The 12590-nt window shown below is 58.8% G+C and carries 11 protein-coding genes; 3 read left to right on the forward strand and 8 right to left on the reverse strand.

From position 1 onward, the window contains the following. Positions 1-9: 9 nt before the first annotated feature. The 7 genes from ACIQU2_RS20785 to ACIQU2_RS20815 all read right to left on the reverse strand — a co-directional run bounded on the left by ACIQU2_RS20785 (position 10) and on the right by ACIQU2_RS20815 (position 7230). Entirely contained in the window at positions 10-1623 is a 1614-nt protein-coding gene (locus tag ACIQU2_RS20785; protein WP_403143688.1) for an EAL domain-containing protein, read from the reverse strand. Between the two features lie 76 nt (positions 1624-1699). Then, on the reverse strand, positions 1700-2479 hold the full coding sequence (locus tag ACIQU2_RS20790; protein ID WP_403143690.1) for an N-acetylmuramoyl-L-alanine amidase: 780 nt from the start codon (positions 2477-2479) through the stop codon (positions 1700-1702). A 103-nt stretch (positions 2480-2582) separates the two neighbouring features. Then, positions 2583-4550: a GGDEF domain-containing protein gene (locus tag ACIQU2_RS20795; protein WP_403143692.1), complete on the reverse strand. Its 1968-nt coding sequence runs from the start codon at positions 4548-4550 to the stop codon at positions 2583-2585. After that, positions 4547-5425, reverse strand: coding sequence for an endonuclease/exonuclease/phosphatase family protein (locus ACIQU2_RS20800; RefSeq protein ID WP_347803951.1), 879 nt, complete (start codon positions 5423-5425; stop codon positions 4547-4549). The genes ACIQU2_RS20795 and ACIQU2_RS20800 overlap by 4 nt, the downstream gene beginning before the upstream one ends. Positions 5426-5439: 14 nt before the next feature. Then, entirely contained in the window at positions 5440-6081 is a 642-nt protein-coding gene (locus ACIQU2_RS20805) for a thiol:disulfide interchange protein DsbA/DsbL (RefSeq protein WP_403143695.1), read from the reverse strand. A gap of 200 nt (positions 6082-6281) precedes the next feature. Continuing rightward, the gene (locus tag ACIQU2_RS20810) at positions 6282-6893 is read right to left on the reverse strand and encodes a cytochrome c4 (RefSeq protein ID WP_283182376.1); all 612 of its coding nucleotides are present in this window, start codon (positions 6891-6893) and stop codon (positions 6282-6284) included. 46 nt (positions 6894-6939) lie between these two features. Further along, entirely contained in the window at positions 6940-7230 is a 291-nt protein-coding gene (locus ACIQU2_RS20815; protein WP_008156007.1) for a cytochrome c5 family protein, read from the reverse strand. A 191-nt stretch (positions 7231-7421) separates the two neighbouring features. Here ACIQU2_RS20815 and yihA point away from each other — a divergent pair, with 191 nt between their 5' ends. Next, the gene (yihA, locus tag ACIQU2_RS20820) at positions 7422-8063 is read left to right on the forward strand and encodes a ribosome biogenesis GTP-binding protein YihA/YsxC (protein ID WP_046044882.1); all 642 of its coding nucleotides are present in this window, start codon (positions 7422-7424) and stop codon (positions 8061-8063) included. 301 nt (positions 8064-8364) lie between these two features. Here yihA and polA read toward each other — a convergent pair whose 3' ends face one another. Beyond that, positions 8365-11136, reverse strand: a complete 2772-nt coding sequence (gene polA / locus ACIQU2_RS20825; protein WP_403143698.1) for a DNA polymerase I — start codon at positions 11134-11136, stop codon at positions 8365-8367. Positions 11137-11210: 74 nt separating this feature from the next. Here polA and ACIQU2_RS20830 point away from each other — a divergent pair, with 74 nt between their 5' ends. Together ACIQU2_RS20830 and ACIQU2_RS20835 are read left to right on the forward strand one after the other, a co-directional pair. After that, positions 11211-11501 (forward strand): DUF2782 domain-containing protein, encoded by a 291-nt coding sequence (locus tag ACIQU2_RS20830; RefSeq protein WP_347803954.1) that lies wholly within the window; start codon positions 11211-11213, stop codon positions 11499-11501. A gap of 58 nt (positions 11502-11559) precedes the next feature. Then, positions 11560-12510 (forward strand): homoserine kinase, encoded by a 951-nt coding sequence (locus ACIQU2_RS20835; protein ID WP_403143700.1) that lies wholly within the window; start codon positions 11560-11562, stop codon positions 12508-12510. Positions 12511-12590 lie beyond the last annotated feature (80 nt).

Below are 12590 nucleotides of genomic sequence, written 5' to 3' on the forward strand. Positions count from 1 at the left end.
GCAGCCTCTTCAGGCTTCGTCATCGAGACGTCGGGCTGCCAATCGGCGACCACGGGTAATCAGCTCGATGAACTGCACCGCACTCAATGCATGGGCGAATAGCCAACCCTGACCGAACTTCACGCCTTCACTGCTCAGAAGCGCCGCCTGGGATTCAAGTTCGATGCCCTCGGCAATCACCTTGAGTTGCAGGGCCTGGGCCATGTGAATGATGTGCGGGGCGACACCGCTACTTGCAGCGTCATGACCCAGCGCATCGATAAACGCCTTGTCGATTTTCAGGCAATCGACTGGCAGGGTTTGGAGATAGGCGAGGCTGCAATAGCCGGTGCCAAAGTCATCAATCAGCACTTGATGCCCGACATCCCGCAAGGCTTGCAGGTTTTCCCGGGCTACCACGACATCGATCAATCCCCGCTCGGTGACCTCAAAGGCAATTTGCTTTGCCGCGACGCGGTGCAAGGTCAGCAGTCGCGCCATTACCTGACCGATACGCGGCACCATGACGTCGCAGGCCGCCAGGTTGACCGATATGTACAGTTGCGGATTGGCCCGCAACAATTGACCCAGCTGTTCAAGCAGGCGTTGCAGGACGAAGTCGGTCATCTGGCGGATCTGGCCGGTGTTCTCCGCCATCGGAATAAACAGGTCGGGGCTGGTCAAGGTGCCGTCCGGCCTTCGCCAGCGCAGCAAGGCTTCTGCCCCGACACAGTTGCGGCTGTCGAGGTCGAAGATCGGTTGATACAGCACCTGCAATTCGCCTCGTCGTATGGCGCCACTCAGTTCGGCGTCCAGCGACTGTCTTTGGCGCACCAGCAGAAGCACCAGAAAACCCACGCATAAGGCGAGTGCCAGGCTGGCCGGCAGCAACCACCACCAGACTGCGGGTACATTAATGCCGGTGCGTGGGCTGATCAGCACCAATTGGTATTCCGGATTGTTGGTGGGCATGCGGTAAATCAAGCGGGAATGCGTCACTTGTAGCGCGTCGAGGCTTTTCGGGGGCCAGGGTTCGGTGGGTGGCCAGACCTGCGAGACACCCAGTACCGGAATCGCCCGCGTACCGCGATCGAGCACCACCAGCAGGCTGCTTCCCGGTGGCAAGTCGACCATGTCGGTCAAATGCCCGCGAGACGTCGCGACACGAAAATTGCCACGTCCGAGCATCAGCGCGGCGCGGTTTTCATCGGGTTCGGTGGTGGTGTTCAGCCAGTAGCTGTAGGTCGGCCCCTTGATGTCTGGCGGCCTTATCATCGACAGCCCTTCCTGGCGGGGGCGGTTGGAACAGATCCGCGTGGCGTCCATATAAGCGGCTTCGTAAACGAAACGATAATTGAAGCTGACCTGTTGCAAGGTCGCGATCATTTCGTCATCGCAGCCGCGTAACGGCTGGGCTTCCAGGTCGTCGAGGCTTTCCCGCAACTGCCCGAACAGCTGCTCCAGACGAGCAAGGAAGCGCTCGCCCTGGGCATTCATTTCTTCGCTTTCGCTCTGCTCGACTTGATGCATGGCCACGTACAGGCTGCCGGCCATCAGGAGTGTCGCGCTCAAGGCAGCAGCCAGTATCGCCAAAAACCAAGGGCGAAAGAACCAACTACGTAGCGTCTCTCGAGCAGCAGGCATAGGGAATATCCGAAGAATTACCAATGAGTTATAGCTGCTGATTGGAAAAAAAGCCCTGACCGTCGGGCGGCCGTCGTTATTTTGTCTGGTTCAAGACTTGTAGAAGTGCCGCGGTTTGCGCATCCGGTGTGCCATCGAAACGTGACGGTCGGAAATGCATCTGGAAGGCCGCAATCACATGACGTGTCGCAACATCCAGTTCGCCGGTTTGCGGCGTGGGATAACCCGCGCGGGCCAGCTGTGCCTGAAACCAGCTGATGGTTGGCAGTTGTAGTTCGAACTGTGCCTGCTGGCGCGTTACCGCCTGCTCATTCGGCCAGATTCCCAGGCCTTCGGCAGCCAGACGCTTCCAGGGGAACAGCGGCCCTGGATCAAGCTTGCGCAGCGGGGCGATGTCGCTATGGCCGATGATGCTGCGGGGATTGATGGCGTAACGCTTGCTGATGTCCTTGAGCAGGACGATCAGGGACTGGACCTGATCTTCGCTGTAGGGGTACCAAAGGCGCCCGGCAGGGGTGTCTTTAAAACCCGGATTGACGATTTCGATGCCAATGGAGCTGGAGTTCAACCAGGTCCGGCCTTGCCACTCGCTTTCCCCAGCGTGCCAGGCTCGGAGGTTTTCATCCATCAGCTTGTAGATGGTGGCGCCCTTGTCATCGCCAATCAGGTAATGGCTGCTGACGTCGCCATGGGTCAGCAGTTGCAGCGAGCGCTCCAGTGATGCGGAGGTGTAGTGCACCACCACGAACTGAATGCGGCTGTCGTAATTGGCTGAAGGGTGACGGGTGTCGAACCGGGGGCCGCTGGCACAACCGGCCAACAGAATCAGCGACACGATGAGAGATAGATATTTCATGGCAGAAGGCAATACACGCAAGACAGTAATGCAACAGTGTAACGTACTGCCTGGCGGGCAGACGGCCAACGCGAAGTTTTAAATAAAATGGAACAATTGACCGTCAGCCCAGTGCCACTTGGTTACGGCCGGCATGTTTCGCGCGATATAGGGCCTGATCGGCTCTTTTAAGGACAAGATCGCTATGTTCGCCGGGCTTGAAGGCAGTTAGACCCATGGAAATGGTGATGGTTACCGGCTCACCCTTGAAGTGGAAAGGACAGGCTTCGATCGAGGCGCGCAGCTTTTCCAGCAGTTTCGCACCAGCAGTTGGCACTGTGTCTGGCATCAACAGGACAAACTCCTCACCGCCGAACCGTGCAATGAAATCCGTCCCGCGCAGGCGCTTGCGTAGCACGCTGGCGATGATTTTCAGTACTTTGTCGCCCGCCAGGTGACCATAGTTATCGTTAATGCGTTTGAAATGGTCGAGGTCGAGCATTGCCAGCAACAGGGTGTTGCCGTGTTGCTGCCATTGGTTGATTTCGTGATCCAGCCGTTCGCTCCAGGCTGCCCGGTTAGGCAGGCCAGTCAGTGGGTCGATCAAGGCTTTCTGACGCTGCTCTTCAAGATGCTCGCGGTAGCCCAGGGCTTCCTGCTCCATGTGCGCAACGCGTTCGGCCAGACCATGAAGGCGGGCTGCAACTTCCTGCTCACGCTCGTCACGCTGCTTCTGGTGCTGGTCCATGGTGCCGAGCAGCCCTTCCAGATGGTTTTCCAGAACGTGCTTGAGATCGTCCAGGTCGGCGGCTTCCTGCATGCTGCTCTGCAAGCCGTCGACTTGCTCGCGGATCTGCGTGTCCATCTCGCGTGCGGCGGAACGGTTGTCGGCATGGCCTTCGCTGGCGGCTTGCAAGTTGCTTTGGAACGACTCGAGGCGTTCGTTTAGCTGTTGCAAGTAGGCTTCGAATTCATGCTGGCCACTGTCGGTGATTGCCAGCATCAAGGTTGCCAGATCGTCGAGGATTGGCAGCAGTTCGTACCAATTCAAACCGTTTTGCAGGCGATCACGCATCGCTTCGGCTTGAGGACGATGACGCTCGGGCAGCGTCAGGTCGTCGAGCAGGCCCAGTAGCGTGTCTTCGATATGCTTGGCCACCGAGCTGTAGGACGGCTCGGGTGAGTCCGGCAGGGCGTAGAGAACATCCGGCTCGGATTGTTCAGTGTCTACGGCGGCCAACACCTCGGCCAAGGCCGGGGGCAACGGCAGGCTGTCGAGATAGACCAACGGGGTCAGTTCGTCGGGATTAATAGCTGGTTGAGCCTGTATTTCCGGCTCGATGATTGATGGAGCGGGTTCTTCTGGATGTTCTATGTCCGGTTGCGGGTGCGGTTGCGTCTCTGGAGTCTGGGCGCGTGCTCGCTCCGGCTCAAGCACCGGCGGGACAAACGCTACAACTGCAGGAGAAGGCGCTGCTGCGGGCGGAGCCTCGATCATCGGTGGCTCGGATGCAGTAGCGGGCGTCGGGAAGGTGCCGGAGGCAATCTGTGATGCCGCTTCATCCGCTTCACGGCTACCAAACAGTCGCTGCAGCAAACCAGGGCGGCCGGGTTCTGCCGGGTTTTCGAGCTGATTCAGGGCTTTGCCTTGCAGACCGCTCAGTTCGCTGAGCAGCAGCGGAATTTCGCGCGCCTGCCCGACTCTTGCATCCAGATGTTTGGCGAAGTTTTTCAGCGGCCGGCTTACTTCGCGGGGCAGCGGTAATGTTTGCAGCTGCGAGACCAGCGCGGTCAATGCAGCGCTGGTCTGGTTAACCCGGGTTTCCCGGCGTTGTTCGGAGTCGAGCACGGCTTTTTCCAGCCGCGGAAGCAGGGCGGCCAGGCCGGCGTCCATGTCGTCGGTGCGCACGACCTCACGCATTTCCTTCATGCATTGGTCAACGACGCGGTCGGTGCCCTCGGCTGCCAGCGTGCTGCGCACCAGGCCACGACGCAACAGGTCGAGTCGGGCGTCCCATCGACGTTCGAGCTTTTCCTGTTGTTCGATACTTTTGAGGTATTTCTCTTTCCAGCGCTGTGCTTCGTCGCTCATTCATGGGATCCGCGAGGGGCAGGACTCAACGCGGGCAATGCATCGGCCGTGAGCGAACCCGGCAGACGAATCTCTACCGCGACCGGCAAGTGATCGGAAATGGGGTGTGCCAGCACCTCGACCTTTTCAAGGGTCAGGGTGGGGCTCAGCAGAATATGGTCCAGACAGCGCTGCGGGCGCCAGCTAGGGAACGTCGCTTCCAGTTGCGGCGCGAGCAGGCCGAGGTCACGCAACGGGGAGTTTTGCAGCAAGTCACTGGCATGGGTATTCATGTCGCCCATCAGCACTTGGTGTTTATAGCCGCCAATCAGCTCGCGGATGTAAGCCAGTTGCATGCTGCGGGCGCGAGCGCCCAGCGCCAGGTGCATCATGACCACCACCAGCGCCTCAGGACCTTCGCCAAAGCGCACCAGAATAGCTCCGCGACCCTTGGGCCCCGGTAGCGGATGATCTTCAATCGCCCACGGGCGCAGGCGGCTGAGCACACCATTGCTGTGCTGGCCGAGGCGTCCGAGATTGCGATTGAGTTGTTGATACCAGTAGGGGAATGCGCCGAGCTGGGCCAGGTGTTCGACCTGATTGACGTAGCCTGATCGCAAGCTGCCGCCATCGGCTTCCTGCAAGGCGACCAGATCGAAGTCGCCCAGCAGATTGCCGATCTTTTGCAGATTGTCGGCACGCCCGGTGTGCGGCAACAGATGCTGCCAGCCTCGGGTCAGGTAATGCCGATAGCGCTCGGTACTGATGCCGACCTGGATATTGAAACTGAGCAGACGCAGACGACTGTCTGCGGGCAGGCCCGTCGATTCCAGATGATGTTCGTTGACCCGCGGATCATGCAGGCCAACGACGCGTTCAGTGCCCCAGCGGCGCATGGCAGTCGCCGCGCTTAGTTGGCAGCAGCCTTGTTAGCCGCTCGCTCTTTGTCGATCAGCTTGTCGGCCAGTTGCAATGCTTGCTCGGCGCCGCCGGCAGAGCCCACGTCGAAGCGATACTTGCCGTTGACGACCATGGTCGGAACGCCGGAGATTTCATATTTCTTGGCCAGTTCGCGGGCTTTGTTGATTTGGCCCTTGATTGCGAAGGAGTTGTAGGTGGCCAGGAACTTGTCCTTGTCGATGCCCTGGGTGGTGACGAACTCGGCCATCTCTTCAGGCGTGGTCAGGCGCTTTTTTTCGACCTGGATCGCTTCGAATACCGCTGAGTGAACCTTGCTTTCGACGCCCATGGCTTCGAGAGTCAGGAACAATTGACCGTGAATGTCCCAGGCACCGCCGAACATCGCTGGAATGCGCACGAAGTTCACATCCGATGGCAGCTTTTCAGCCCAAGGATTGACTTTTGGTTCGAAAGCGTAGCAGTGCGGGCAGCCGTACCAGAACAGCTCCACCACTTCGATCTTGCCAGGCACAGCTACCGGGACGGGATTGGTCAGTTCGACATAAGGTGCTGCGGGTGCTTCAGCAGCTTGGGCGGTCATGCCGAACAGGCTGGCAGCGACGAGTGCGGCGCTGATGATCAGATTACGCATGCTTTACTCCTGGACAATTTTGGTCGCCTCGCGCGACCTGTTTTCAGACAGGTCCTGGCGGGCTTGAGTTCTGTAGTGTAACGGCAGTGGCCACAAAAAAGGGCGGCCAAAGCCACCCTTTTTATGCTTGCATCGACGGATTAATCGAGCGTTAACGTTGCAGGAGATGTACACCTCGCGCAACGCCCGATTCGCCGGACTTAGTGCAGGCCTTGAATATAGCTGGACACCGCTGCGATATCTTCGTCGCTCAGCTTTTTGGAGATGCTCTGCATCGGCTTGGTGTCGCCATCGTTGGTGCGGCCGGCCTCTTCCTTGCGGAAGTCGGTCAGTTGCTTGGCGATGTATTGAGCGTGTTGGCCGCCCAGGTGCGGGAAGCCGGCAGCTGCGTTGCCTGTACCATTCGGCGAGTGGCAACCGGTGCAGGCTGGCAGGCCCTTGGCCAGATCGCCGCCGCGGAACAGTGCTTCACCGCGAGAAACGACTTTCGGGTCGGCGGCGCCAACGCTACCTTTCTGACTGGCGAAGTAGGCGGAGATATCGGCCAGATCCTGATCGCTCAGGTTGGTCAGCAGGCCGGTCATTTCCAGTACCGTGCGTTTACCGGACTTGATGTCGTGTAGCTGCTTGTTCAGATAACGCTCGCCCTGGCCTGCCAGTTTCGGAAAGTTAGGCGCCATACTGTTGCCATCCGGGCCATGACAGGCGCCACATACTGCGGCTTTCGCCTGACCAGCAGTCGCATCACCTGCAGCATGGGCAATGCCGGAGATCCCCACGGTCAACAGCAGACTCACGATCAATTTGTTCATCAGCTAATCCAACTACGGCTAAGGGTTAAAGAGTTATGGACCGGGATCACTCGCTCATCCACTGGATGATTGCTTGGTAATCCTCGGCACTGCAGTCCATGCACAAACCACGCGGCGGCATCGCCTTGAAACCCTGGGTCACGTGTTGCACCAGCGTCTCCATACCTTTCGCCAACCTCGGCGTCCAAGCTTCCTGATCGCCCTTTTTCGGCGCCATGGGTAGTTGGCCGGAATGACAGGCACCACAAACACGGTTGTACACAGCTTCCGGATCCTGTGTAGCCTGAGCGCTGTAAAGCGGCATCAAGACACCGGCAGCTAGCAGCCATTTCGTCATAAAACGACCTTTTCAGGGTTGAGAGCGTTCTGCGTTCTAGTGCGCAATCAAGGTCAATCGCTCTCGTGAACTTCATCCTACGCTGGGACAAAGCGCACACAAAATCTGCGGCATTATATACTGGCGTCACTGAAACGGAAACGACACTGCTCGCCGCGTCCATTCCCGGCGCCGCCCACATCGGAAATCCCATGCAACTCAAGAACCCCATCCTCGGCCTGTGCCAACAGTCCACCTTCATGCTCAGCGCTGCCAAAGTCGATCAATGTCCCGACGACGAAGGCTTTGAAGTGGCCTTCGCCGGGCGTTCCAACGCCGGCAAGTCCAGTGCGCTGAACACCTTGACGCACGCCAGCCTTGCGCGGACCTCGAAAACTCCGGGTCGCACACAGCTCTTGAACTTCTTCAAGCTAGACGATGATCGTCGTCTGGTCGACCTGCCGGGGTACGGTTACGCGAAAGTGCCTATCCCGTTGAAGCTGCACTGGCAGCGTCACCTGGAAGCCTATCTGGGAGGTCGTGAGAGTTTGAAGGGGCTGATTTTGATGATGGACATCCGTCATCCAATGACCGACTTCGACCTGCTGATGCTCGACTGGGCTGTCGCCAGCGGCATGCCAATGCACATTTTGCTGACCAAAGCCGACAAGCTGACCTACGGCGCGGCTAAAAACGTCCTGCTCAAGGTTCAGGCAGACATCCGCAAGGGTTGGGGAGATGCGATCAGCATCCAGTTGTTCTCGGCGCCAAAACGCATGGGCCTGGAAGACGCCTACACTGTACTGGCGGGTTGGATGGAACTGGCGGACAAGGGCGCCGAGCTCGCGGAGTAAGCTCATTTACAAAAACTGCGGGCAAAAAAAACCCCGGACTTCTTATGGGGAGGGGGAAGTTCCGGGGTTCAAGTTCCGGACCGCTAGGGCGGGGTCCAGATATCTGCCAACACTTAACACAACATTAGGAGCATCGAAGGGCTTCACCACCCATTCAGTAACTCTGAGTGGCGATTCAGGAGATTAGTTCAGAATTTATTAAAAAGCCTTTGGAATAGGGCATCGAATTTTCCGAACTAAGAGCCCTTCGGTCTTTCTGCCGCGGCACTATGCCGCAGCGGAAAACGCCTTTTCAGACGGTTCAGTGAGCCTCATCCCAGTTATTTCCTACACCAACCTCTACCAACAGCGGCACATCAAGCTTCGCTGCGTCGCTCATGTGCACGCGAATTTCATCACGGACTTGGTCGGCCAAATCTTCCCGCACTTCCAGAACCAATTCATCGTGCACCTGCAGGATGACTTTGGCGTCCAGGCCTGATGCTGTCAGCCAGCTATCCACGGCAATCATGGCTTTCTTGATGATGTCCGCCGCGGTGCCTTGCATCGGGGCGTTGATCGCTGTGCGTTCGGCACCTTTGCGCAGGGCCGGGTTTTTCGCGTTGATTTCCGGCAGGTACAGGCGACGACCGAAGATGGTTTCAACGAAACCTTGTTCGGCGGCCTGGGCGCGGGTGCGTTCCATGTATTCCAGCACGCCTGGGTAACGGGCGAAGTAACGGTCGATGTAGGCCTGGGATTGCTTGCGATCAACACCAATCTGCTTGGCCAGGCCGAACGCGCTCATTCCGTAGATCAAACCGAAGTTGATCGCCTTGGCGCTGCGCCGTTGGTCGGTGGTGACGTCTGCCAGTTCAACCCCGAAGACTTCCGCCGCGGTGGCTTTGTGCACGTCCAGGTCATTGCGGAACGCGTGCAGCAAACCTTCGTCCTTGGCCAGGTGAGCCATGATTCGCAGTTCGATTTGCGAATAGTCCGCTGCCAGCAGCTTGTAGCCTTTTGGTGCGACGAACGCCTGACGAATCCGACGCCCTTCGGCGGTGCGAATCGGAATGTTCTGCAGGTTTGGATCGCTGGACGACAAACGTCCGGTTGCCGCTACGGCTTGGTGGTAAGAGGTGTGAATCCGTCCGGTGCGCGGGTTGATCTGCTCTGGCAGGCGATCGGTGTAGGTGCTTTTCAGCTTGCTCATCGAGCGGTACTGCATCAGCACTTTGGGTAGCGGGAAATCCTGTTCAGCCAGTTCCGCCAGCACGGCTTCGGCGGTGGACGCCTGGCCCTTGGCGGTTTTGCTGAGGATTGGCAGGCCGAGTTTTTCGTACAGGATCACGCCCAATTGCTTCGGCGAGCCGAGGTTGAATTCTTCCCCGGCAATGGCGAACGCCTCACGCTCGAGGGCGACCATTTTCTCGCCCAGCTCAACGCTCTGAATGCCCAGCAGGTTGGCGTCGACCAGCGCGCCTTGGCGTTCGATCCGTGCCAGCACCGGCACCAACGGCATTTCGATTTCGCTCAGAACCTTGCTCAGGCTCGGGATGGCGTTGAGTTTTTCCAGCAGGGTTTGATGCAGGCGCAACGTCACGTCGGCGTCTTCGGCAGCGTAAGGCCCCGCCAGCTCCAGAGATATCTGGTCAAACGTCAGCTGCTTGGCACCCTTGCCGGCGATGTCCTGAAAACTGGTGGTGGTGTGATTCAGGTACTTGAGCGCCAGGCTGTCCATGTCGTGGCGGGTCGCGGTGGAGTCCAGCACGTAGGATTCGAGCATCGTGTCGAAGGCGATGCCTTGGACGGTGATGCCGCAACTCTGATCGCCACCGATGGCACAGTTGGCCAGGATGTTCATGTCGAATTTGGCGTGCTGGCCGACCTTAAGTTTGTTCGGATCTTCCAGGATCGGCTTCAGCGCGCGCAGCACGGTGTCGCGATCGAGCTGATCCGGTACGCCCATGTAGGAATGGGTCAGCGGGATGTAGGCCGCTTCGTTGGCTTGTACAGCGAAAGACAGGCCCACCAGTTGCGCCTGTTGAGCATCGATGCCAGTGGTTTCGGTATCGAAGGCGATCAACTTGGCGTCGTTGAGCTTCTTCAGCCACAGGTCGAAATCAGCCTGGGTGAGGATCGTTGTGTACTTGAGTTCGGTATCGACGGCCGCTTCTTCAGCCACCGGAGCGGCGACTTCCTGACCGGAACGCTTGGCGTCGCGCTGGTTCTCTTCGAACCAGCTCTTGAATTCCAGCAAGGTGTAGAGCTCGGCGAGCTTGTCGTGATCGGGCTTGCCCATTTGCAGGTCGTCGAGGCCGATATCCAGCGGCACGTCGATCTTGATGGTCGCCAGTTGATAGGAGAGGAACGCCATCTCCTTGTGTTCTTCGAGCTTGGCCGGCAGGGTTTTCGCACCACGAATCGGCAGGGTCGGGACGATGTCGAGCTGCGCATAGAGCTCGGTCAGGCCGCCGTTCACACCGACCAACAGGCCGGAAGCGGTCTTCGGGCCAATGCCCGGAACGCCCGGAATGTTGTCGGAAGAATCGCCCATGAGTGCCAGGTAATCGATGATCTGCTCGGGAGCGACGCCGAATTTCTCCTTCACGCCCTCCACGTCCAGCGCGCTTCCGGTCATGGTATTGACCAAGGTAATGTGGCCGTCGACCAGCTGCGCCATGTCCTTGTCGCCGGTGGAGATCACCACCGGGCGGTCGGCCGCCGCGCTGCTGCGGGCCAGGGTGCCGATCACGTCATCGGCTTCGACGCCTTCGACGCACAACAGTGGAAAACCCAGGGCGATCACGCTTTGGTGCAGCGGCTCGATCTGAACACGCATATCGTCGGGCATGCTTGGGCGGTTGGCCTTGTACTCAGCAAACATTTCGTCCCGGAATGTCCCGCCCTTGGCGTCGAACACCACGGCGAACGGGCTTTCCGGGTACTGCTTGCGCAGACTCTTGAGCATGTTCAATACGCCCTTGACCGCACCGGTCGGCAGGCCTTTGGACGTGGTCAGCGGTGGGAGGGCGTGAAAGGCGCGGTACAGGTAAGAAGAACCGTCCACCAGGACGAGGGGGGCTTGGCTCATGAGCAGGATCAACCTTTTCGGCGGGTCCGGCGCTAGAATAGCGGGACCGTTGACGACAAAGGGACAAGGTTATCATGCGCACACTAAATCGCCTGTTGCTGGCTGGGTTGTTTGCATCCGTTCCGGTGGCCGTCATGGCGGCGGACGATGCGCCGACACCGGAGCCGGAAGTCACTATCCGCACGGAAGGGGATAAAACCATCCAGGAGTACCGTCAAAACGGTTTCCTGTATGCGATCAAGGTCACACCGAAGGGTGCACCGCCGTATTTTCTGGTGCGCGCGGACGGGACAGATGCAAACTTCATTCGCTCGGATCAGCCGGATATGCTGATTCCGTCGTGGAAGATCTTTGAGTGGAAGTAGTTTCTTAATTTCAATCGGCGCTGGCTCAAGCAGCGGCGCCCGTACTGGCAGTTCAAACATGTCTGTGTTCACCCCGCTGGCTCGGCCCGAGCTGGAAACCTTTCTCGCCCCTTACGGGCTCGGCCGCCTGCTTGATTTCCAGGGGATTGCCGCTGGTAGCGAAAACACCAATTTCTTCATCAGCCTGGAGCAGGGCGAATTTGTCCTGACCCTGGTTGAGCGCGGTCCGGTTCAGGAGATGCCGTTCTTCATTGAACTGCTCGACGTGCTGCATGACGCCGACCTGCCAGTGCCTTATGCCTTGCGCACCACCGACGGCGTCGCCTTGCGCGAACTGGCCGGCAAACCTGCGCTGTTGCAGCCACGTCTGGCCGGCAAGCACATCAAGGTAGCCAATGCGCAGCATTGCGCTCAGGTGGGCGAGTTGCTCGGCCATCTGCACCTTGCGACCCAGGCCAACATGATCAAGCGCAAGACCGATCGGGGCCTGGACTGGATGCTGGAAGAGGGCACGCAGTTGCTGTCGCACCTCAATGCCGAGCAAAGCGATCTGCTGCAACGGGCTCTGGACGAAATCACACAGCAGAAGACGAAAATTCTGGCGCTGCCGCGAGCCAATATCCACGCCGATCTGTTCCGCGATAACGCGATGTTCGAAGGCACGCACCTGACCGGGTTGATCGACTTCTATAACGCGTGTTCGGGGCCGATGCTCTACGACGTGGCGATCGCCTTGAACGACTGGTGTTCGGACGAGAGCGGGTTGATCGACGGGCCACGGGCGAGGGCGTTGCTTGGCGCTTATGCAGCGCTGCGACCGTTCACGGCGTCCGAGGCGGAGTTGTGGCCGACCATGCTGCGGGTAGCGTGTGTGCGGTTCTGGTTGTCGCGGTTGATCGCCGCCGAGTCGTTTGCCGGGCAGGACGTGCTGATTCACGATCCGATGGAGTTTCAGCAGCGTTTGGCGCAGCGCCAGCACGTCAGTACTCATTTGCCTTTCGCGCTTTAAAGTCAAAAGATCGTCCGAACGCAGCCCGAACCTTCGGCAGCTCCTACACCGATCTTTGTAGGAACTGCCGAAGGTTCGGG

Source organism: Pseudomonas sp. NPDC098740 (assembly GCF_044760065.1).
GTDB classification, from domain to species: domain Bacteria; phylum Pseudomonadota; class Gammaproteobacteria; order Pseudomonadales; family Pseudomonadaceae; genus Aquipseudomonas; species Aquipseudomonas rossensis.